Source organism: Lysinibacillus sp. RU7 (assembly GCF_057837305.1).
On record NZ_JBYQFK010000034.1, the window covers coordinates 26738 to 50609 of the forward strand.

Consider the following 23872-nt stretch of genomic DNA (forward strand, 5'->3'; position numbering starts at 1 on the left):
GTTATGCAATTACAGGATGTATCGTTTCGCTATAAAAGTGTGGACATATTAAATAATGTGACGCTCACTATTCCAAGTGGGCAAATGGTAGGGATTATAGGGGAGAACGGGAGCGGCAAGTCTACACTATTAAAGTTAATGGCAGGCTTACTTGTACCAACGACAGGTACCATTACATTAGATGGTGAACAGGTAACACGCCGTTTAGCCAATAAAATTGCCTACCAGCCAGACATTGATTTGTTTTATGAAAATTATACAGGTGAGCAGGTATTTCAATTTTATACCGAGCAATTTGACGATTTTTCGATTGACAAGGCACATGTGATTGCCTCGCATTTACAAGTGCCGACAACAGAAAAACTAAAAAAGCTATCCAAAGGAAATCGTGGTCGTGTGAAAATGGCGGCAACTTTAGGGAGGGAGACACCTCTTTATCTATTGGATGAACCTTTTGCTGGGCTTGACCCGCTAGCAAGAGAGGCGCTCATTAAAGGACTCATTCGCTTTGTCGATTTAGCAACACAATCGATTATTTTATCTACACATGAAGTCAATGAGGTGGAGCCAGTACTTGATCAATTGATTTTATTGCAAAATGGGCAAGTGCGAGCGATGGAAGAGTTGGAGCTTATTCGTGATGAGCGTGGAGAAGATGCAGTGCAGTGGATGAAATCACTTTATGAAAAGCAGGTGGATTAAATGACAAAACCAGTTGTAGAGTTAAAAAAATTATCAAAAACCATTAAAGGGAAGCAAATTATTAAATCCCTCGACTTGGCGTTTTATCCGGGACAAATTACAGGTTTTCTTGGCCCAAATGGTGCAGGGAAGACGACGACTATTCGTATGATGACGGGATTGATGTATCCAACAGAAGGAGAAGTAATCATTGATGGGGTATCCCTTGCGTCTAATTATGAAGAAGCCATTAGTAAAGTAGGCGTAATTGTTGAAAATCCTGAAATGTATAAGTTTATGACAGGCTATAAAAACTTAGTACATTTTGCACGTATGCATAACGGAGTAACAAAGGAGCGGATTGACGAGGTAGTTCGTCAGGTCGGACTTGAAAAGCGCATTCATGAAAAGGTCAGTACATATTCCCTCGGGATGCGTCAACGGCTAGGGCTTGCACAGGCATTATTACATCGTCCGAAGTTTTTAATTTTGGATGAGCCAACAAATGGTCTGGACCCAGCCGGTATCCGAGAGTTTCGTATGTACCTTCGTCAAATTGCACAAACAGAAGGCGTATCTGTGATGGTGTCGAGTCACTTATTATCTGAAATTGAGCTTATGTGTGATCGTATTGCTGTCATTCAAAACGGGACATTGATTGATATTCGCGAAATGAACGGTGTAGAAACGAGCATGTATTATATCGAGGCAACACCAAAAGAGCAGCTTGCACAAATGCTTGCATCCTACACAGTGGAAGAGCAAGGAGACGGGTTTGCTGTAGAGATAAATAAAGAGCAAGTGCCTACATTAGTAAAAGAGCTAACTGCAGCGGGATTAGATATTTATGCATTACAACCAACACAAAAAACATTAGAAGATCAATTCCTTGAAATGACAGGTGGAGGTGCGATTGATGAAATACGTTAGAAATGAATGGATGAAATTATGGGCAAAGAAAAGCTCATGGGTGATGCTTGCTATTATGCTATTGCTTGTTGTGGGCCCAGCAGCCATGATGAAATACTACGATGAGCCGGTTAATGATAACTGGAAAGAAACGTTACAGCAAGAAAATGCAGAATATCAAAATATGCTACAAGATGAGACGCTAACAGCACAAGATAAAGTCTATTTCCAAGAGTTACTATTAATGAATGAATATCGTATGGAACAGGATATTCCGCCTCAAATGGCTACGACAATTGATAGTTTTATGAATTTTGAATTAAGTTTATCAAGAATGTTTATTACCATCTTTGCCGTTGTGGTAGCAGCAGGGATTGTCTCAAGTGAATTCTCAACAGGGACAATTAAAATGTTATTAACACGTCCAGTCGCGAGATGGAAAATTTTATTATCAAAACTTGTGACAACCATTTTCTATGGGTTATTCATTTATGTTGTGACACTTGCCTTTTCGGCACTTGTCGGTGTCATTCTATGGGGGACAACAGCGTCAACACCGCTTGAAGTCGTGGACGGTGCCGTGAAAGAAGTGAATGTCTGGGGGAACTACTTTGAAATGCTCGCGTTATCGTTTAGTGATTTCTTCATGTCGATTTTCCTTGCGTTTATGATTGGCTCTGTCTTTAGTTCAAGCTCACTTGCTGTTGGGTTAACGTTATTTATTTCGTTTATGGGTGCGACAGTAGTGATGCTGTTAAGTAAATATGAGATTGCGAAATACATTTGGATTACGCATACAGATTTAACGCAGTATGCAACAGGATCTTCGCCAATCATTGAAGGCTTAACATTATCATTCTCTTTAACGATGAATGTAATTTATGCGGTACTATTCTTAGTCATTACCTTTACGTTCTTTATGAAGCGTGACGTCACAGCCTAATCATGTATAATGTACCTATGAAGTTAATAGAGGTGCTACTATGAATATTGTTATGGCAGGATTGCTCATATCGGTGTCCGGGATGACTGTGATTGCAGCAGCTATTTTCGGGGTGATTCCACCTGAAAACAAACCACTACAATATGCTTTTATCGCAATTGGTTGGGTGTTTGTCATTATTGGAATGATTGTACGCTGGAAAGGCATGAAAATGGAGCGCGAACAAGAAAAGCGTCGGGAACAGAACCGAAAATAAAAAATGCGAAATGGGCATAAAAACTCATTTCGCATTTTTTGGTGGATAAGAAAGGGTTGTCACTTTATTGAAGTCCTCGTATTCGAATCTATTTAAAAAGCAAAACGCAAGAATGCTGTTAAATGAACATTCTTGCGTTTTTTAGTTCTCTAGTTGTTGTCTCTAAAATGATTTTTAGATTTCGTGCTGTACATGCTCTTGTCCATCAACGATTGTATAGTCGTGGTCAATCGCTGCTTCTTGAATTTCGTAGTGTGCCCAGTGTTGCGGTGTGACGTCTGAAAATTTGTCTGAGATTGTTTCTGTCATTGGTCCACGATTGAAGAGGCGGTTTAACACTTTCACTGCCTGTGCACGTGTCAATGTTTCGTTCGGACGGAAAGTCCCATCTTCCATACCTGTCATAATCCCCATTTCAGAAATACGGGCAATATATTGTGCTGCCCATAGTGTATGAGGGACATCTGTATACATTTTTGCTGCTTGTATAGGGGTACAATACAGTGCTGTTTTCGGATTTTCAGTGCATTGCTTATCAATCCAACGCACCGCAATGGCTGCCATTTGTGCACGCGTAATTTTGCTGTTTGGCGCAAATGTATCAGTTGTTGTGCCAGTCATGATCCCTATCGAACGGACATATTCAATTTCATCTTTTGCCCATGCAGAGCTCATATCGCTGTATCTACTATGATTAGCTTTTGGTATTTCATTTTTTGTGAGCTGACGGGCAAGCATTGCTGCCATTTGTTGACGTGTAATCGCTGCATTTGGACGGAAAGTCCCATCTGCATAGCCTTGAATGTAAGAAATATGTTTTCCACTTTGTTCAACTGTATCCCCATTTAAATCTGCAAAATAGTTTGCGGCTCCTTCTAAAGAAAGAATTGTAAATGTTGAGAAATGCTCCACATCAAATTCAATACCTTGAACACCTGTTGCGAAGGTTACGATTCTCCCTTGTAAAATTTCTTTTGTACCATCGCTATGCTCAATAAACACTGCTAAATTATTGAGTTGTTCCTGTGTTACGTTTGTCGGTAAAGGCAATGTCAGCGTGACTAGTCGATTTTGCATGTTCGTTTCAATTGTCATCGGACGACCTAAAATTTCAATCGTTGCGTTGTCTGCTTTTACTATTTCTTTTATTGTTTTCTCTTGTTTCGCTCGTGTTTCAATGGCGATTTGTTCTTCTTCCTTCTTCACTGGTACGACGCGGAAATATAGGTCATCTGTAAAAGTATTGAACGAAGTGTTTGGAATAAAAATCATTGCATTTACTGTACGAATCGAAAGGCTTGTTTCTCCATTATTTAGTACTGAAACAGCAACTTTAGGCACATTGATTGTCGTTTCAGATACTTCATCCTTACTATCTGGAATAACAATTCTTGAAACCTTTGATTCTTTTCCTGCTAGCTTTTCAACCGATTCCGATGCTTTTTCGGGTGAAAATGTCACTACATCCTTAACAAGACCATTTTCTTTTGTGCGTGTAATCGGTGTACGAACGAGTAATTCATCAGGGTTTTTATCATCAACAACATCGACAACAATTTCCTCTGTCGTTGGCTGAGTTGTTGGTGTTGATGTTGAATTAGAAGAATCCTCTGGAACGTTTTGCGTCCACTTTGCATACAAGGTCATATTGCCTGTGATTAGTGTTGTTAGATTAAATGGAGTCACTAAATTTACATCCTTATACCAACCATCAAAAGTATAACCAGCCTTTGTAGGTGGTGAAGGAAGTGTAAGTGTCTGATTGTATTTGACCTTTATTGCTTGCACTTGGGAGCCGCCATTTGTGTTGAATGTTACATCATATTGATTGATTGTCCATTGAGCGTATAACATAACGTTGTCTTCACCCATTGTCAGTGTTGCATTTGGTAAATACGTAGTACCAGTCCCATCGGATTTTGTGTTCCAACCAGTGAATGTATAGCCAACTTTTGCGAGATTACCGGAATTGCTTTTAATCGTTACAGTTACGTCTTTTGCATACTTGTCATTATCTACTGGCACTGCGCCCGTCGAACTACCATTGCCATCGTAAAGAATAGAATAGGTAGAAAGGGCAGTCCATTTCGCATATAAAGTGAGGTTACTCGTAACAGGTGTGCCGAAATCAAATGCATTTTTTAATGCTGCATCACTATACCACCCAGCAAATGTATAACCCACTTTTGTTGGTGGTGTTGGAGCAGTAATTTGTTTGTTATATTGAACAATCATTTTATTGACAGTAGAACCACCATTTGTGTCGAACGTCACGTCATATTGATTGATTGTCCATTGAGCGTATAAAATGACGTTTGCATCACTCATTGTTAGTGATGCAGTTGGTAAATACGTAGTACCAGTTCCATCAGCTTTCGTGTTCCACCCAGTGAATGTATAACCTGCTTTTGCGAGATTACCGGAGTTGCCTTTCACCGTGACAGTTGCGTCTTTTGCATATACCCCGCTATCTACTGGCACTGCGCCCGTTGAACTACCATTACCATCGTAAAGAATAGAATAGGTAGAAAGGGCAGTCCATTTCGCATATAAAGTGAGATTGCTTGTGACAGGTGTGCTGAAATCAAATGCATTTTTTAATTCTGCATCGCTATACCACCCAGCGAATGTATAACCCGCTTTTGTCGGTGGTGTTGGAGCGGTAAGTTGTTTGTTATAGTCGACCGTTATTTTGTTGACAGTGGAACCACCATTCGTGTCGAACGTTACATCGTATTGATTGATTGTCCATTTCGCATAGAGCGTCATGTGATTTGTAATCGGTACTGTAGCATCAAATTTATTCGTTAAATTTACATCCTTATACCAACCGTCAAACGTATAACCGGTTTTTGTTGGTGGTGAAGGAAGTGTAAGTGTCTGATTAAACTTGACCTTGACTGGTGGCAGCGTGGAGCCACCATTTGTATCAAAAGTCACATCATATTGATTAATTGTCCACTGAGCGTATAAGGTTACGTTTGCCTCACCGATTGTCAGTGATGCAGTTGGTAAATAGACCGTGCCTGTCCCATCGGCTTTCGTGTTCCATCCAGTGAAAGTATAGCCGGTTTTCGTAAGATTACCGGAGTTGCCTTTCACCGTTACAGTTGCGTCTTTTACATATGTCCCGCTATCTACTGGTACTGTACCACCTGTGTTACCGTTATCATCATAAAGAATAGAATAGGTAGGAACGAGCGTCCATTTCGCATATAAAGTGAGATTGCTTGTGATAGGCGTGCTGAACTCAAATGCCGTGTTTAATTCTGCATCGCTATACCAGCCATCAAATGTATAGCCCACTTTTGTCGGTGGTGTGGGGGCCGTAAGTTGTTTGTTAAAGTCGACGGTTATTTTATTGACTGTAGAACCTTCATTTGTTTCGAATGTTACATCATATTGATTAATTGTCCACTGAGCGTATAGGATTACGTTTGCCTCACCGATTGTCAGTGATGCAGTTGGTAAATAGGCCGTGCCGGTTCCATTGGCTTTCGTGTTCCATCCAGTGAATGTATAGCCTATTTTCGTCAGATTACCGGAGTTACTAGCCACTTTAACCAAAGCATCTTTCATATAAGCCCCGCTGTCGATTGGTACTGAGCCTGTCGAATTACCATTGCCATCATAAAGAACAGAATAAGTAGGAACGAGCGTCCATTTCGCATATAAAGTGAGATTGCTTGTGATAGGCGTGCTGAACTCAAATATTGTGTTTAATTCAGCATCGCTATACCAGCCAGCGAATGTATAACCCGCTTTTATCGGTGGTGTCGGAGCCGTAAGTTGTTTGTTAAAGTCGACGGTTATTTTATTGACTGTAGAACCGTCATTTGTGTCGAACGTTACATCATATTGATTGATTGTCCACTGAGCGTATAAGGTTACGTTTGCCTCACCGATTGTCAGTGATGCAGTTGGTAAATAGGCCGTGCCTGTCCCATCCGCTTTCGTGTTCCATCCAGTGAATGTATAGCCGGTTTTCGTCAGATTACCGGAGTTGCCTTTCACCATTACGGTTGCGTCTTTTGCATACGCCCCGCTATCTACTGGCACTGTACCACCCGTGCTACCGTTATCATCATAAAGAACAGAATAAGTAGGAACGAGCGTCCATTTCGCATATAAAGTGAGGTTACTTGTGATAGGCGTGCTAAACTCAAATACTGTGTTTAATTCTGCATCGCTATACCACCCATCAAATGTATAGCCGTTTTTTGTCGGGACTATTGGTTGCGTTACTTTTCCATTTTCAAGCACCGTTTGACTAGCTACTTTACTTCCATTATTAGAATCAAAATCGATGCTATAGCCATTTACAACAGTGACAGATCCAAAGTCAACATCCGTTGCTATATCATCAGCGTTTCCATCAACAAACTCCAGTTTGTCTCTATCTGTCTTATCAATAATAGTTAAGTGGCTTATTCCTAGAGCAGCATTGCTTTTTACTGTTAATTTGATACTGAATAATTGTGTAGCAGATGCTAACAGAGCATCTCCTCCAGTAAAATCAACCCAGGCTATCCTTACATAACCTTGTGCATTAACGATGTTTGAATTGAAACCTAGATCATCAGGCTTAGCAGAAATTATCTCTTCAACTTCAATAACGGTTGGGTCAAAATTAATTTGCATTCCATAAGCGCCTATCCCAGTAGATGGCTCATTAATTGATACAGGAATTTCAACGGTTTGCTCTTTACCCGCAATTACATTTCCAATCGTTACGGTTACATCTGCTTTAATTGGGCTCCATTTTGCATATAAAGTTAGATGATTTGTGACAGGCGTGCTGAAATCATACGTTGTGTTTAAGTCTGCATCATTATACCACCCATCAAACGTATAGCCGGTTTTTGTCGGATCTACGGGTTTCATTACTTTGCCATTTTCAAGTACGGTTTGACTTGTGACTGATGAGCCTTCGTTGCTATTGAAAGTGACTGTATAGCTTGTTGGAGCTAAGGTTGTAAATACTTGGTTAGCTCCGTATGCTGTGCCTTTAGAATTTGTTGCGTATGCTCGGTAGTGATAAGTTGTATCTGCTGTTAAATGACTTAAAGCTACTGAAAATACACCCGTTGTACCTGCATCGTTTGCTGGTACGAATGTAGTATTTGTTGCCCCAATTTCTGGATTGGCCGTTGTTCCGTATACAATACCACGCGCTGTCACTGTCGCACCGCCATCAGCTGTCACATCTCCTCCAGCCGTTGCTCCTGTCGCTGTAATATTTGTTGCTGTTGTTGTTGTAACGGATGGGGCACTAGCATGATTAGTTGTCGTCACCTGTTTCATTGTATACGCACTTTTGTTACCAGCCTTATCTTTAACAATAATATTAAAATAATAAGTTGTACTCGGTGATAAACCAGTTATATCAAATTGATTCATATCTTTCGTGAATCCTGCCCCTAACGCTATCCCATTAGCTTCAATATTACTAACTGTGTCGATATTGTTAGAAGTAGATTGATAGACTCGATACTCAAGATTTGCTTGTGCTGTGTTGTTGTCTGCTGCTTTTGTCCAGTCTAATGTCAAGCTTGATGTAGTAATTGTTGATGCGCTAATTATCCCGTTATTTCCTAGGGTTGGTGGTGTATTGTCTGTACTAATTGAAGTATCAGAATTACTTACAGACCCTGGTCCAGTTATTTCAAAATCAGCCGTCCCGCTATCATCGGCAAAGTAACTTGTCATCACGATGATATAGTTTTTTCCAGCCTCCATCTGAATAGAAGGGATATGAGATAAATAATTGCTCGCAGCTATATCATCATTAGCTTTTAATAAGTTTGTTTTTGGATTGTTAGGGTCAAATGAATCCTTGTATAAGAACAAGGCTGTATCCTTTTCAATCCCATCCTCAGACTTTTGTAGCGTCGTTGATGTAACTTTAATTGAATATGTGCCAGACACACTTGGACTTATATATTGAATATAGTAGTTATAATTCTCATCTTTAATCACAGACAGTTCATTTGGGCCATATATATTCCAAAAGATATTACCTACATTTTCATGAGGGAATTCCAATCTTTTAAATTGCTTCGTACCATCTAAATTGCCTGTTAGCGAGGTAGTTTGTGTTGCCGCTGCAACCTGGGTCCCAACCCAATTTCTATTAGGCAGATATCCGACTAAAATAAGAAAAACCATAAATAAATAAAATACTTTTCTTATCAAATGACTTTCTCCTTTCAATAAATTTTTCACCAAACAAAGTTGAGAACAATTGTATTTGGTAAAATAAGTTGATAGGAATAGGACAATTTAAACAAATAACATCATCACATTATAAAGATGTTTACGTATAAATTTTGGCATTCATTCAACCAACTCCCTATTATTGTTGTCTTACAGGATAAATCCCATTTTGTACACAAATAATAAAACTAACCGCTAAATATGGTTGCATATTATTATGTGGTTGACTATCTCCACTTACACCTAGGGCTAATGGACTCATTTGAACATTAATATTAGGGGCGTAAAGTTCAATTTCGGTTTTATTTTTTCCTGTGTTTCCGACAGCCCAGAATGCACCAGTCGGATTATTTGCGTCACCTTTTTCAGATAATCCAGCAGGTGTATGAGTATGAGCAGGAATCTGCTTCTCATCGAGGGTCACTGCGGGTATTCCTACTTGCTCAGCAAATACTCTAGGTGTTAATCCGATTCCAACCCCTTGCCCCATTGGCGCTCTGTTATTTAAATTGGGTAAAGCGAAGTCACTTATCCCATCCCCTCCAAACTTATTTCCAATTATCAAGAACAGAATTTGATTTTGAGATATTGGTAATTTTGAACCATCACAAAATTTCCAATCAACTGGAGGGTAGTTACCGGTAAAAATTCGAATTTCCCCTAAAAATGGATCCATATTATTTCCTCCTCTTACTTATTAACTACGTGATGGATAAAAACCAGTAGTTGCGATGCAGAAATTCAACGTTAAATATGGTTGCATATTATTATGAGCTTGTGAACTCCCTGCACTTGATAATGCTTCCATGTTCATTACAACCTGTGGAGTATTATATTGTTGATACATATTAGACTTACTTGCCCATACGTTAACCCCTGGTGTTGTACTTGAAGCTGGATCAGATGAAGCATTGACTATATGGGTATGTTTCGGTATTTCATTAATTGTTAAAATATGAGTTTCTTCTCCTTGACTTAAGCCTACCTGAGTAGGTGAATTGATTGGGACACGCCCCCGTAAGTCAGGTAAAGCAAATGTATTACCACTCCCACCATATTTATATCCAAGTATTGAAAATAAGGCTTGATTTTGATTGACATTTAAAATTTGTCCATTACATTGTGCCCATCCAACTGGCGCAAAATTAAATGGAAACACTCTAATTTCACCTACGAACGGTTCTGCCATAATTTTACTCCCCTCTCTTTTATGGATGGAACGGATAATAGCCTTGTAAAGCAATAATGAAAGAAATTGTTAACGAGGGCATCATATTTTCATGAGAATTGTTGCCCCCGACTGTTGAAACTGTAGCAATATTCATCGGAACTTTTGTACCACTAGCAAGATAATTAGAGTACCCACTCGTTTTAGCCCAAACCATTCCCATAGGCGAATCAATAACGCCATCTACTTCAGAGACATTAACTGTATGTGTATGTGCGGGTAACTGTGCTTGATTTATCGTTACAGTCTCTGTGCCGCCCTTACCACCGAGCGGATAAGTAGCGTTGGTATGGATTGGTACCCTGCCTTTTAAATCTGGTAATTGAAAGTTTGTTCTTCCATCGCCACCGTACGTTGTTCCAATTAGTGAGTACAAGGCTTCATATTCATTTATCGAAAGTATAGAACCATCACAAAACGCCCAGCCTTGTGGCGCATAATTTCCAGAAAACATCCGAATTTCACCGACATATGCATCTGCCAATTTAAATTCCCTCCATTTAACTAAATATTTTGTTTCTAGACATTTCTATACCTCATTGTCAAATAAGGCAAAACTTCCTCCGTTATACAAAAACCTAAACGCAAATACAAATTTATTGCTGGATTTCCTTGTAAAACGTGTAGCGTAATAGAAAGTCCTTTCTCCATAGAAAATTGCTGAAGCCTTTTTATTAATTCCGTCCCATAACCTTTCCCACGGTATTGAGGTAACAGTGAAATATCCACTAAATGGATGCCTTCGTTGCTTATATCCGTAATAATCCTGCCGATACAGATACCTTCGACATAAACAAATCTATGCTGGGCTTGTGGAAATTGACGGTTATAAGCAATTGTTTGTGCATTATATTGCATCCGAAGTAGAGACTGTATTTGTTGCTTAGGTAAGGGTGACCCTACAAATTCATGGATGCGTGTGGAAACGAATAAATTGTAAAGAAAATCATCTTCTTGCTTCTGAGATTCTACTATTTGTAACATAGACCATCCTCTTTCTATATGTTTTGTGTGGAAATTAGTAAAATATATTTTTTTTACATTTCTATTATATAAATGAAAACTCTCAAAAAACTCTCAAGCATAGGAGGTGGTTTAGAGGTGCAAAAAAGAAAAAAAGCGCTGTCGCACATAAAAAATGTGCGTTACAAGCGCTTTTGTAAAAGTATCTATTTATTTCTTTAGAAATGGTAATCTTCTTCAACGGCCGTTGTAATGTAATGCGGTTCAATATGGACTAGTACAATACAGTGCGGGTTAAAACGTTGTACTGTTGCTTCGATTGTATCGCTAATCGTATGGCTTTCGATGACATTTAAGTTTGGATTTACTGTAACAGTTACATCAACAAAGCTCATATTGCCGTGTGAGCGCCCTTTTAAATCTAGTAAGTCAATGACCCCATCGACATTGGCGATTAATTTTTTGAGTGTTTCTGTTTCTTCTGCGTCAAAACCATCTGTCAGTGTCACAACTGCTTCCCAGAAAATTTCGATCGCTGTTTTGATAATAATTAATCCAACAATTAACGCTGTAACCGTATCAATAATCGGGAAACCAAAAATGGCACCGAAAATACCAATGGCCGTACCGATACTTACAAGGGCATCAGAACGATTATCATAAGCGGCTGCACGAACAGCAGAGCTTTTAATTTTATTGGCAAGTGCTAAATTATACCGATAGACCACATACATAATGAGTGCGCTAAATAAGGCTACAATAGCCGTTAGCATAGAAGGTGATTCTTCAATCGGTTGAAATAATCCACGAATCGATGTGGATAGTACTTGCAAACCGACTACCATCATAATAAATGAAGCGACCAGAGAAGCAATTGTTTCTGCACGCAGGTGTCCGTATTGATGGTTTACATCAGGTGGTTTTTGTGAAATACGTAAGCCAATCAGCACTGCAATGGAGGCAATAATATCAGTCGTATTATTTAGCCCGTCCGCTTTTAAGGCAGCACTCATACCAAGGTAGCCGACAATTAATTTCATCGCACTTAAAAAGATGTATGTACCAATGGATAGCCAAGCACCTTTTTCCCCAGCACGTAAGTTTGTATATAGCTCCAAAATGTTTCCCCCTTACAAAAGTTCTAAAGACACGAAAACGACTCTCTAATGCGAGAGCCGTTTAACGTATGCAAAATTATTCTAAGATGTCTTTTTCTGTCGCTGTTTCAGGAATCTTTGTCACTTCAAGGTAAAGGATGTGGTGTCCATCAAGCTCTTTAATCTTAAATTCATAACCATGAGCTTGGATACTGTCACCCTCTACCGCATCGAAATGCTGTGTCATGAACCAGCCGCCAATTGTATCAATATCTTCGTCTTCAATAGGTGTACCTAGAAGGTCATTTACTTCTTGCAGTAGCATTTTCGCATCGACAATATAGTGTTTTCCTTCTGCAATTTCTTGTACTTCAGGAATTTCGTCTTCATCGAACTCATCTTGAATATCACCTACGATTTCTTCGATAATATCTTCGATTGTGACTAACCCTGACGTACCGCCATATTCATCCATTAAAATGGCCATATGAATACGTTCTTGTTGGATTTTTAATAGTAAATCACTAATTGGAATCGTTTCAATGACGCGAATAATAGGTTGCATATAGTCCGTAATTAATTTATTCCCATTTGTTGGGTCTTTTATATAAGCAGTGAGTAAATGTTTCATGTTCACAAGACCGATTACATGGTCTTTATCGCCATCGATAATTGGGTAACGTGTATATTGCTCAACACCCATGACCTCGAATACTTGGCGTAATGTTAAATCTTTTTCGATACTAATAATTTCAGTTCGAGGTACCATAATTTCTTTCGCAATACGGTCAGAGAATTCGAAAATACTGTTTACGTATTCGTATTCGGAGTGGTTAATTTCGCCACCTTTTAAGCTGTCCGATAAAATCATACGAAGCTCTTCCTCAGAATGGGCTTCTTCTGATTCACCTACCATTTTTAAACCAAACAAGCCTGTTAAAGCACGTGCTGATCCATTTAACGTGCGGATAAACGGATACATGATGTTATGGAATAAAATAAGCGGTCCTGCTAAGCTTAACGTAACAGCCTCTGCCTTTTGAATTGCGAGCGTTTTCGGTGATAATTCCCCTACGACAACGTGTAAAAACGTTACGAGTGCAAATGCAATAATGAATGAAAGAAGTGACGTAACACGACCTTCTAATCCAAGTATTTCAAATAATGGATGAAGAATTAGCTCAAATGTTGGCTCACCTAACCAACCGAGACCTAAAGCGGTAATGGTAATACCTAACTGGCAGGCAGATAAGTATTCATCTAAGTTTGAAATCACTTTTTTGGCTTTTATAGCTTTTTTGTTTCCTTCAGCTACAAGCTGGTCAATACGAGTCGTTCTTACTTTAACTATTGCAAACTCAGTTGCAACGAAAAATGCCGTAGCGGCAATTAATAGAGCGAATGCTCCAAACCTTATGGTTAGCTCAACTATGTCTACGTCCAAATATGTCCTTTACTTATGGCGCGAATGGGCGAGATAAGTAAAGAGTACACCTCCTATGAGAAAAAATGTTAATGACATAATCATAAAATATTTCAAAGAAAAAAACAAATCTTGTCTTTATATCGAGTGCAAATAACGATGATTTTAAAATGCTTTTTGTAATCATGTATTTTTTCATAAGCTCACAATAGAAGGGGGGCTAGAAAGTAAAAACTTCCTAGCCCCCCTTTATGCCCTCGCTCTAGCTGAAGGCGAGTCGGGTTTGTTTATTAATCTGTTACGAGCTCTTCAGGTGCATCGCCTTTTTTCACTTCAAGATAGTGAATTTGGTGCCCTTCTTTTTCTTTGATAGAGAACTGGTAGCCTTCATAATAAATGGACTTTGATGTATCCAAATCCATTTCATTTGTAAAGTACCATCCACCAATCGTATCAATTTCTGGTTGTTCTAAGTCAATATATAACAGTTTCGCCACATCACCAAGCAGTACTTTCGAGTGGATTAAATAATGCCCTTCACCGACACGACGAACTTCAGGAATTTCATCATCATCAAACTCGTCACGAATTTCTCCAACAAGCTCTTCTAAAATATCTTCAACGGTCACCATGCCACTTGTACCGCCGTACTCGTCTAGTAAAATCGCAATATGTGTACGTTCTTTTTGCATTTTTTGTAGTAAGTCGTGAATAGGCGTTGTTTCAATTGTACGTATGACTGGGTTGATAAATTCTGATAGTTTAAATGTGTCTGGTTGAATACGATTTTTCATCCCTAAAGTTAAGAAATCTTTAATATTCAGAAACCCTAAAATCGTATCACGGTCTCCTTCGAAAACAGGGTAACGTGTATAACGTTCTTCAGATATTTGGGTTAATACTTCTTCAAATGTTGCATTTACTTCGAAACCAACGATATCTGTACGTGGTACCATAATTTCTCGTGCGATTTTATCGTCAAATTCAAACACATTATTAACGTATTTTAATTCATTGACGTTAATTTCACCTGATTTATAACTCTCAGATAATAGTAAGCGTAATTCTTCCTCTGTATGGGAAAGCTCATGTTCACTTGCTGGCTTCATGCCAACTAATTTTAGTAATAAACGAGCGGATCCATTTAATAACCAAATAAATGGATACATCACTTTATAGAAAAATTTAATTGGTTTTGCAAATGCAAGTGTGACTGCTTCTGCTTTTTGAATAGCAATTGTTTTTGGTGCTAATTCACCAACAACTACGTGTAAAAATGTGGCGATGGCAAATGCAGCTGCGATAGTAAACCAGTGAATATAATCTGTTGGAATACCGATTGTTTCGAACAATGGGTGTAAAATAAACTCAAATGTTGATTCACCAACCATACCAATACCAAGCGCTGTTACTGTAATACCAAGCTGACAGGCAGATAAATACTCATCTAAATGAGTCGTTACTTGTTTAGCCGCAATAGAGCCTGCCTTCCCTTCTGCTACAAGCTGATCAATACGCGATTGACGTACCTTTACGATAGCGAACTCAGTCGCTACGAAGAATGCTGTTAAAGCGATTAAAATCGCAAAGATTATTAAGTTAATTGCCGTGGACAATTAGTCGTTCTACTCACTAAAGTAGAACGTTCACCTCCTAGTTGTTTAAAAGTAATAATAGTGATTGCATGAGTGCCACACTTTCAGGTGACACTTTTTTGCGTAATTTTTGTTTTTCTGTTTCGTCCATCTGCTCCATTAATTTCGCCACATTATGTTCAAGTTTTCGCATCTGTAGGCGAATTTCTTGAATATCGACCTCTTCTTCAATGGGCGCATCAATCGTTAACAGTGTACGAATTTCATCAAGGCATTTCCCTGATTTCTTCTGTTCCTCAATCCAATGAATCCGTTCAACCATGGCACGGTCGTAATAGCGATAATTCGATACGGAACGCTCGACTTGTAATAAGCCAAGATTCGTATAATAATCGATTGTTCGCTTTGTTACACCCGTTTGTGCAGCCAACTCACCAATTTTTAATTTCTCGTTCCCAAATTATCACCTCCAAACCGTAACGTTATAGTTTAAAGTATAACGTGTTGTAATGGATTTGTCGAATCATTTGATTTACATAAAAAATACGAGCTAAGTATTTTCTTAGCTCGCATTTAAGTATGTAGATATATTAGTCGTATACATGAAATAGCATTAACTCGTGAATCATTTTTTCTACGTTTGCTAAATCATTTGGTGATGGTGCTTCTCCGATGAATGTAATGCCACCATCTTTTTTATATTCTGCAGTATAACGTTGTTGTTTATAGAAAAATGTGAGTGCCCATCCTGGAAGCTGTGCATTTTCGTACAAAGGTTTAAAATTAAAATGCTGAATCATGAATCTTCCCCCTTTCTGTAATCGTACTTGATAGAGCATGTGAAATGCAATCATCAAAGAGTCTATCATTTCCATAATAGTGGTATAATGAGTAAATGAGAAAAAGGAAAAGAAATGAGAGGGTACAATGGATAATTTATTCGTCCTAATATTATTTTTAGCAGGTGTCGGTGCGCTTGTTGGGGCAGCGACGAACTATATGGCCATTAAAATGTTATTCCGTCCGTACAAGCCGATTTATTTTATGAAGTGGCGTCTACCGTTGACACCTGGGCTAATCCCTAAACGCCGTGATGTGCTGGCGGTACAACTAGGGAAAACGGTAACGGACTATTTATTAACGCCAGACACGATTAAAAAGAAATTCTTATCTAACGATGTGCGAAATAATGTCCTACAATTTGCACAATCAAAAGTAGAGCAGGAAATCTTTTTAAATGAGAAAACGTTAAAGGATTGGCTTGAGGTAGCAGGGTTTAGCCATTTACCAAAAACAGTTGAAGGGAAAATCGATGTGATTATTTTCAACCAGTTTGAAAATATGAAGCATACATTATCAACAAAAAAAATTCGAGAGTTATTGCCCGAGGATTTAGAAGCAGTAGTAGATCAAAAAGTTTCTGAAGCAGTCGAACAGATTTTGAAAAAAGGGGAAGATTATTTTTTATCGCCAGAGGGGTCGCTAACGATTAAAAATATGCTAGATGACTTTTTATCGTCAAAAGGGTCAATTGGTGGTATGATTCAAATGTTCGTTGGCGATTCAACATCACTTGTAGAAAAGGTGCAACGGGAGCTTGTGAAGTTTTTGCAAGCACCGGGGACAAGTGCACTGCTCAATCGAATTTTCACAGCAGAGTGGGAAAAAATAAAAGATCGGCCAGCAATGGATTTTATGCATGATATCAACTTCGATACGATTGTGGCAAATATTCAAAGCTATGCGAAACACGAGTTGGCAATCGATGATCGATTAAATAAAACGATACAAGATTATTGGCCACAAGGAAATGACTGGGCAAAAGATGAATTATTGCCGGCTTTAATGAATAAAGTATTCAAGGAAGCAGAAAGCAAAATAGAAGACGTATTAAAGCGTTTAAATTTAGCTGAAGTCGTGCGTGAGCAAGTAGACTCGTTCCCGATTGCGAAGCTAGAAGAACTTGTCTTAGGTATTATTAGCCGTGAGCTTCGAATGATTACATGGCTCGGTGGTATTATCGGCGGTATAGTGGGATTTGTGCAAGCCGTTATCGTGTTTGTAACGAACTAAATTAAAAGAGAGTAGGCATATTACATGACAATTTATAATGAGATTGCAAAGTTAGAAGCGGTGTTCCGTGATACAAAGGAATTTAAAGCGTTACAAGAGACAGTGGAAGAAGTGAAAAAAGATGATGAAGCTCGTACATTATTTACAAACTTCCGTGATATCCAAAAAAAGCTACAGCAAAAACAAATGGCTGGCGAAGAGCTTTTAGAAGATGAATATGTCTACTTACAAAAGGCAGCACAGCTTGCGCAACAAAATATGAAAATTTTAGCAATGCTTGAAGCAGAAATGGCGATGAGTACGATGATTGAAGAAGTCAACCGTATGTTAGTTGAGCCAATTCAATCACTTTATGAAGGACTTTAGGTATTGTCAAGGATCACAATATATGTGGTCCTTTTTTTAATGGAAAAACTTCGGTTGTACATGTTTTGGATAAAGTTTCGCGAATCGTTCAAGGCAGTGTTTGAATTCTTTTGTTTGGCTAATCATTTTCGCGATGGTTTGTTCGTCTGAATATAAAAGATCGTAGTTAAAATCTTTTTTAAAGAAATTTCGTACAGTATCATATTTTGCATTTAACGAAATCGCCCCATATAAATCGTTTTTATCAATTAAATAAATTAAGTCGCAAACTGCGTTGCCTTGCTTGGAAGAAATGGCAATTGATACATAAAGCGTACGTTCATCACAACGATTCATATTAAATTCAAAAAATTTCAAGTCAATATTCTTTAAAATCTCTGTAAAAGGTACTTTTTTTGCAGTTAACATCATAATAAAACCCCCATTTTCAGAATATTTAAATAAATTATACTCTATGTAGCGAAAAAATATAATAACAAATATATATTATATGAGATGTATTGATAATAAAAAATCAGCAGATGATGCGCGTAATTTTTTTATGTAATGGTTAATAAAAAGCGCTTGCTCATTGATAGGAGCTGAGTCAGCCCGAGCGAAAATCAACGTATTTGATTACAACTACCTGGTACGAGCAAAACCTTGCCGTATCCGGTCAAAATCCCCTGGTATGTGCGCAAAATATCGCTACATCCGGTCAAAAAATCGCAAGGTGTAGGTTGATTTTTAAAGTCAATCGTTATGTTTGAATATTAAAATGAACTTATATACCTCATACTATATACCTCTACTATTGATACATCATGAAATGGATTTGAAGTAATTGTAAATTTTTTTACGAGTATTCATCGCTATGAATTGAGCATTTTTTTGATACAATAGAAAAGATGTTTTGAAAGGTAATGAAGTATTGAATATAGATGAATTTAGTGAAGGTAGAGAATAAAGATGAAAACGATACACATTAACGAACAATTTAAAGAAGACTGGAACCGTGTATTAAATCATATTGCTAATTTATTTTATGAGGACTCGGTCATTCAATTTACACAAGACGGATCAGATATGTCCATTTCATTTGAGCATGCAATAGATGATCACTACACGATTACGACGGCTGCCACACTTGTCGTAGATGGGCAGGAATATAAAAGTACGTATGCCATTGGTTATGCGACAGAAGGAACGGAAAAAGAGCAAAGTATTCGGATGAAGCGTGCGCTATCTCATGTCATGTTAGATGTATTAGAGCAATACACGGGGATGACACAGCAGTGGGGGATTTTAACAGGGGTACGCCCGACAAAACTTTATCATAAATTCCGTAAAGAAGGCTTAACGGAAGAACAAATTTTTGCAAAGCTCAAAGCAGATTTTCGTCTATCTGATGCCAAAATTAGCTTATTAAAAGAAATTGTTGCGTGTCAATTACAAGTCATTCCAGATTTAGATGAGCTCGGGCGCGAAATTTCCATTTATATCGGTGTGCCATTTTGTCCAACGATGTGTGCGTATTGTACATTCCCAGCGTATGCAATCCAAAGCAATCGAAAAGCAGGGCGTGTGGAGAAATTTATAGATGGACTTCATATTGAGCTACGTGAAATGGGGAAATGGTTAACAGAAAAAAATATGCGCATTACGTCGATTTACTGGGGCGGAGGAACGCCTACGTCGATTGAAGCACATGAAATGGATGCGCTATATCAAACGATGTTTGAATCGTTCCCAAATACAGATTCCATTCGTGAGATTACAGTAGAGGCAGGGCGTCCGGATACGATTACACCTGAAAAAATTGATGTGCTAAAAAAATGGGGGATTGACCGTATTTCAGTTAATCCGCAATCGTACACACAAGAAACTTTAAAGGCAATTGGTCGTCACCATACGGTACAAGAAACGATTGATAAGTTTTGGCTATCGCGCAATATGGGCATGAATAATATTAACATGGACTTAATTATCGGCTTACCAAATGAAGGAATTGAAGAATTCCAGCATTCGTTAGAGGAATCAGCCAAGATGCAGCCCGAAAGCTTGACGGTACACACGCTGAGCTTTAAGCGTGCCTCAGAAATGACGCGCAACAAAGATAAATATAAAGTAGCCGACCGTGATACCGTTTCACAAATGATGCAAATGGCAAGCGATTGGACGAAAGCGAATGGTTACGTACCGTACTATTTATATCGTCAAAAAAATATTTTGGGTAATTTAGAAAATGTTGGATACTGTAAACCGGGTGAGGAGTCCGTTTACAATATTGTGATTATGGAAGAGGTGCAGACGATTTTAGGGATTGGCTGTGGTGCTTCCTCTAAATTTGTGCATCCAGAAACGGGCAAAATTACGCAATTCCACAATCCAAAAGATCCCGCTGCCTATATCATGACATTTGAAGAAGCCATTCAAAAGAAAATCAATATTTTAAATGAGTTATATCGTTAAATTTTAAAAGAGAGATAGTGTATGCTATTTCTCTTTTGTTTTTGTACAATTAAAACAAAAAGGATTTTTAAAGATGAAGAAATTATTAATCATATTTATGATGCTCTTTTTAGTCGGTTGCACAGAAGTGGTACAACCTACTGAAACGGTCACTGTGTCAACTGGTAAAGAGATGCGTGTCCATTTTATAAATGTGGGGCAAGGGGATTCGATTTTTATTCAATCACCGAACGGGAAAACGATGCTAATTGATGGTGGGGTCAAAGGAGAAGGGAACAATATTGTTGCTTATTTACGGGCGCAAGGCGTGAAGCAACTGGATTATGTGATAGCGACACATCCTGATGCAGATCATATTGGTGGACTTATTTCGGTATTGAACTCCATTTCGATTAAAAACTTTATTGATTCTGGAAAAGTACATACGTCTCAAACATATGAGCAAATGATTACACTCGTTGGCGATAAAGGAATTCCGTATACCGTACCGAAAACAGGAGAAAAAGTAAATTTAGATGAGGAGCTTGATATTACCGTAGTAAGCGCAGATGAACATGCTACGGATAATAACGAAGCATCCATTGTGTTAAAGGTGACATATGGAGAAGTATCGTTTTTATTAACAGGGGATGCAGGAGTTGAGATGGAAAAAGAGATGGTGGCTACGCAACATGTACAGGCAACGATTTTAAAAGCAGGCCATCATGGTTCCAATACGAGTAGTTCGCTCGCCTTTATTCAAGCAGTGCAGCCAGAAGCAGCGATTTTAAGTTACGGGCAAGATAATAAATATGGTCATCCTCATATTGAAGTTATCGAAAGCTTGCAAGCAGTAGGTAGTGAAATTTATAGTACAGCAGAAGCAGGACATATTGTTGTGACAACAGATGGCAAAGGCTATTCAGTGAATACACCTGAATGGACGGGCGTTGGGGCGACAAGTGCTGTACCGGTACAATCGACAGGTAAAGTTGAAATCATTAGTAAAGATGTAGAAGCAGAGCTCGTTAAAATAAAAAATAATGGCAGCGAAGCAGTAAATCTAACTAGCTGGCAACTACTATCCGTCGAAGGGAATCAACTATTTACTTTCCCGAATATTACGTTACAACCGGGTCAAACGATTACCGTATCTAGTGGACCGGATGCAAAAGAATTGAGCACAATATTAAAGTGGACAAATAAACAGATTTGGCTAAATTCTGGCGATGCGGCGAAGCTATTGAATGCGAAAGGGGACGTTGTTAGTGAGTTTGAATAAGTATACACTGGATCGTTTTGAAGGAGACTATGCGATTTTTCTTAAGCGCCCAGATGAGGTAGAACAATTGCTCATTCATCGCTTTGACATAGATATAGAGCTAGAGCAAGGCGATATTGTGGGAATTACAGATACAGGCGAAGGCTATCGTTTTTACGTACTCCATGAAGAAAAACAGCAAGCAGAAAATCGTATAAAAGCATTAATGGAAAAGTTAAAGAAAAAGTAAGCAATAGGCTCAGAAGTACGCTTCTGAGCTTATTTTAGTTACTGTACTTTTGAAATAAATCAGTTGAATTTAATCTTTATTTCCCATTAATGGTCAGTAATTTATTTTAAAACTGTCAACATTGAACGGTCAAAAGCTATGGTATCCGAGCAAAAAGTCGTTGCATCCGGTCAAAACAATCCGGCATGAGCAACACCTTACTGTATCCAGTCAAAAGCTACAGTGAACGGTCAAAAAACATTTATTTCTAGCCAAAATGAAAGCGAATGAGACGATAAGCTTGCAACTTGGAGAGCGATTTTTAAAGTCAATCGTTATGCTGGAACATTAAAATGAACTTATATAGTTGAAGCTAGCGAGTGCCGTAGCGGAAATCAACGTATTCCAATACATTCGTTAACAATAAATTCACAAGCATGTTGTTATCAAAAAATAGCTACTAAAACTTTTTAGAAAAGTACGAGAACTTGTCATAAAGAGTGGCATTAGAGAACACATAATATGCTAAAATAAAAACGTACATATTTTGATTTAGGAGCGAAACCGATGACAATTAAAACAATCATTTTTGATTTAGATGATACACTTTTATGGGATCAAAAATCAGTAAAAACAGCGTTTGAAAAAACATGTGAATACGCGGCGACAAAATATGAAGTAGCGTGTGAAAAATTAGAAGAGGCAGTTCGTGCAGCTGCGCGTGAGTTATATCAAGCGTATGAAACATATGATTATACAGTGATGATTGGGATTAACCCGTTTGAAGGATTATGGGGAACGTTTGATGACCCGACAGATTCTTTCCAAACGATGAAGGGAATTGTGCCAGGCTACCGTGCAGATGCATGGACAAATGGTTTAAAGGCGTTAGGCATTGACGATGTGGAGTTTGGTAAAGAATTAGGGGAGCGCTTTGTGGAAGAACGTAAAAAAGCGCCGTTCCTATACGAGGATACATTTGCGGTATTAGACGAGTTAAAAGGCAAATACCAGTTAGTATTATTAACGAATGGTGCACCAAGCTTACAAAACTTAAAGCTTGAAATTACGCCAGAAATTGCCCCATATTTTGACCATATCATTATTTCTGGTGACTTTGGGAAAGGGAAGCCAGATGCATCAATTTTCGAGTATGTGATGGAAAAAGCAGGCGTGACAGCAGAAGATGGCATTATGGTTGGCGACAATTTAATGACAGATATTTTAGGTTCATCACGTGTTGGGATGCGTAACGTATGGATTAACCGTGAAAACAAACCGCAAAACCCAGAAGTAACACCAACATATGAAGTAACATCATTGACAGAGTTTTTAGAACTTGTCAAAGGACTATAAAGTATTCAATGGAGGTTTGAAGGCTACTGCTTTTGATCCTCCTTTTACTTTGGAAGAAAAGCAACCTATAAATAATTTAAATGATTGAATTATCAGAAATTTTAATGCATACTAATAGTATTCAGTAGAAAAGTAGGGATGATGATGTGCACTTGCGGAAATTGCGGTAGAGCTAATATTAGTCTATTGACTATTACAATTGAACAATATTCTGCCAATCTATGTTATATGTGTGCGTACATTATAGAAAAGCAACCAGCTCGTTTGAAACAGCTTGTACGTAAGCAAAATAAGCGCCAAGCAAATGAAGAGATGAAAAAGCAGCACACTATCTTATCAAGCTTAATCACCTGCGGAATTATCGGTCTCGTAGCAATCGGTGGTTTTGGTGTGGCAGAGCAGATGAGTGTATTCGCTAAACAACCGGAGCAAGTATTAACTTTTCTACGTTTAAAACAACTTTAAATTGAATTTATATAAACTAAAGCTATGCTGGAAATTTTTTTCAGTGCAGCTTTTTTATTTTGTAACGAAATGTCACTTGATGGTACTACTATTATGAAGGGGGATGGAGGTGTGTCCGATAGAAAGCATAGAGCAGTTATATGAACAGCTACAACTATGACAATCATTTTCCAACAAATCATGGATGGCGTTATGATTGGTAGCTTGCATATGCTATTCGCGATTTTAGGAGCTGCTACGGTATTTTAATAAAAAAAGCAACGAGTGAGGGAAAGAACAAATGAGAAAATTGCTGTATTTTACAGGCTCAACACCAAAATCTGTTCTTGCTAAAAAAGAATACAAAAAAACATCTGTATCCGCTAGAGTTGAGAGTACGAC

Annotated in this window: 22 protein-coding genes; 11 read left to right on the forward strand and 11 right to left on the reverse strand. The window is 38.3% G+C overall.

Annotation, left to right across the window (positions count from 1 at the left end; genetic code table 11):
- Positions 1-3 precede the first annotated feature (3 nt).
- Genes AC3II9_RS19220 through AC3II9_RS19235 form a run of 4 tightly spaced genes read left to right on the forward strand, consistent with a single transcriptional unit; the run spans position 4 to position 2789 of the window.
- The gene (locus tag AC3II9_RS19220; protein ID WP_489158047.1) at positions 4-702 is read left to right on the forward strand and encodes an ATP-binding cassette domain-containing protein; all 699 of its coding nucleotides are present in this window, start codon (positions 4-6) and stop codon (positions 700-702) included.
- Positions 703-1611, forward strand: a complete 909-nt coding sequence (locus AC3II9_RS19225) for an ABC transporter ATP-binding protein (protein WP_489158049.1) — start codon at positions 703-705, stop codon at positions 1609-1611.
- Complete coding sequence (locus AC3II9_RS19230) at positions 1598-2533, forward strand: ABC transporter permease (RefSeq protein ID WP_489158051.1); 936 nt, start codon at positions 1598-1600, stop codon at positions 2531-2533. Before AC3II9_RS19225 ends, AC3II9_RS19230 begins: the two co-directional genes overlap by 14 nt.
- Positions 2534-2573: 40 nt before the next feature.
- Positions 2574-2789: a hypothetical protein gene (locus AC3II9_RS19235; protein WP_489158053.1), complete on the forward strand. Its 216-nt coding sequence runs from the start codon at positions 2574-2576 to the stop codon at positions 2787-2789.
- 174 nt (positions 2790-2963) lie between these two features.
- Here AC3II9_RS19235 and AC3II9_RS19240 read toward each other — a convergent pair whose 3' ends face one another.
- From AC3II9_RS19240 to AC3II9_RS19285, 10 genes are all read right to left on the reverse strand, one after another.
- On the reverse strand, positions 2964-8984 hold the full coding sequence (locus tag AC3II9_RS19240; protein ID WP_489158055.1) for an InlB B-repeat-containing protein: 6021 nt from the start codon (positions 8982-8984) through the stop codon (positions 2964-2966).
- A 160-nt stretch (positions 8985-9144) separates the two neighbouring features.
- Positions 9145-9681: a phage tail protein gene (locus tag AC3II9_RS19245; RefSeq protein WP_489158056.1), complete on the reverse strand. Its 537-nt coding sequence runs from the start codon at positions 9679-9681 to the stop codon at positions 9145-9147.
- A gap of 21 nt (positions 9682-9702) precedes the next feature.
- The gene (locus AC3II9_RS19250; RefSeq protein ID WP_489158058.1) at positions 9703-10194 is read right to left on the reverse strand and encodes a phage tail protein; all 492 of its coding nucleotides are present in this window, start codon (positions 10192-10194) and stop codon (positions 9703-9705) included.
- Between the two features lie 19 nt (positions 10195-10213).
- Positions 10214-10717 (reverse strand): phage tail protein, encoded by a 504-nt coding sequence (locus AC3II9_RS19255; RefSeq protein ID WP_489158060.1) that lies wholly within the window; start codon positions 10715-10717, stop codon positions 10214-10216.
- Between the two features lie 35 nt (positions 10718-10752).
- Positions 10753-11217: a GNAT family N-acetyltransferase gene (locus AC3II9_RS19260; protein ID WP_489158062.1), complete on the reverse strand. Its 465-nt coding sequence runs from the start codon at positions 11215-11217 to the stop codon at positions 10753-10755.
- A gap of 197 nt (positions 11218-11414) precedes the next feature.
- On the reverse strand, positions 11415-12314 hold the full coding sequence (locus tag AC3II9_RS19265; RefSeq protein ID WP_489158064.1) for a cation diffusion facilitator family transporter: 900 nt from the start codon (positions 12312-12314) through the stop codon (positions 11415-11417).
- A 76-nt stretch (positions 12315-12390) separates the two neighbouring features.
- Positions 12391-13737, reverse strand: a complete 1347-nt coding sequence (locus AC3II9_RS19270) for a hemolysin family protein (RefSeq protein WP_489158066.1) — start codon at positions 13735-13737, stop codon at positions 12391-12393.
- Between the two features lie 269 nt (positions 13738-14006).
- Positions 14007-15332 carry a hemolysin family protein gene (locus AC3II9_RS19275; protein ID WP_489158067.1) on the reverse strand — a complete coding sequence of 442 codons (1326 nt, stop codon included), beginning with the start codon at positions 15330-15332 and terminating at the stop codon, positions 14007-14009.
- A gap of 37 nt (positions 15333-15369) precedes the next feature.
- Entirely contained in the window at positions 15370-15741 is a 372-nt protein-coding gene (locus tag AC3II9_RS19280) for a MerR family transcriptional regulator (RefSeq protein ID WP_489158069.1), read from the reverse strand.
- Positions 15742-15901: 160 nt separating this feature from the next.
- Positions 15902-16111 (reverse strand): YheE family protein, encoded by a 210-nt coding sequence (locus tag AC3II9_RS19285; protein ID WP_489158071.1) that lies wholly within the window; start codon positions 16109-16111, stop codon positions 15902-15904.
- A gap of 127 nt (positions 16112-16238) precedes the next feature.
- On the opposite strand from AC3II9_RS19285, the gene AC3II9_RS19290 reads away from it, so the two are divergent.
- Together AC3II9_RS19290 and AC3II9_RS19295 are read left to right on the forward strand one after the other, a co-directional pair.
- Positions 16239-17384 carry a DUF445 domain-containing protein gene (locus tag AC3II9_RS19290; RefSeq protein WP_489158073.1) on the forward strand — a complete coding sequence of 382 codons (1146 nt, stop codon included), beginning with the start codon at positions 16239-16241 and terminating at the stop codon, positions 17382-17384.
- 24 nt (positions 17385-17408) lie between these two features.
- The gene (locus AC3II9_RS19295) at positions 17409-17750 is read left to right on the forward strand and encodes a YlbF family regulator (protein WP_431027913.1); all 342 of its coding nucleotides are present in this window, start codon (positions 17409-17411) and stop codon (positions 17748-17750) included.
- 36 nt (positions 17751-17786) lie between these two features.
- Here the strand turns inward: AC3II9_RS19295 and AC3II9_RS19300 are convergent, their stop codons facing one another.
- Complete coding sequence (locus AC3II9_RS19300) at positions 17787-18161, reverse strand: hypothetical protein (protein ID WP_489158075.1); 375 nt, start codon at positions 18159-18161, stop codon at positions 17787-17789.
- Between the two features lie 537 nt (positions 18162-18698).
- Between AC3II9_RS19300 and AC3II9_RS19305 the strand changes: the two genes are divergently transcribed.
- The 5 genes from AC3II9_RS19305 (at position 18699) to AC3II9_RS19325 (ending at position 23491) form a co-directional block, all read left to right on the forward strand.
- Positions 18699-20201 (forward strand): coproporphyrinogen III oxidase, encoded by a 1503-nt coding sequence (locus tag AC3II9_RS19305; RefSeq protein ID WP_489158077.1) that lies wholly within the window; start codon positions 18699-18701, stop codon positions 20199-20201.
- Positions 20202-20274: 73 nt separating this feature from the next.
- Positions 20275-21462, forward strand: coding sequence for an MBL fold metallo-hydrolase (locus AC3II9_RS19310; protein WP_489158079.1), 1188 nt, complete (start codon positions 20275-20277; stop codon positions 21460-21462).
- Positions 21449-21691 (forward strand): DUF3006 domain-containing protein, encoded by a 243-nt coding sequence (locus AC3II9_RS19315; protein WP_489158081.1) that lies wholly within the window; start codon positions 21449-21451, stop codon positions 21689-21691. The genes AC3II9_RS19310 and AC3II9_RS19315 overlap by 14 nt, the downstream gene beginning before the upstream one ends.
- A gap of 546 nt (positions 21692-22237) precedes the next feature.
- Positions 22238-23026 (forward strand): HAD family hydrolase, encoded by a 789-nt coding sequence (locus AC3II9_RS19320; RefSeq protein ID WP_489158082.1) that lies wholly within the window; start codon positions 22238-22240, stop codon positions 23024-23026.
- 144 nt (positions 23027-23170) lie between these two features.
- Positions 23171-23491, forward strand: a complete 321-nt coding sequence (locus AC3II9_RS19325) for a hypothetical protein (protein ID WP_489158083.1) — start codon at positions 23171-23173, stop codon at positions 23489-23491.
- The last annotated feature ends 381 nt before the right edge of the window (positions 23492-23872 follow it).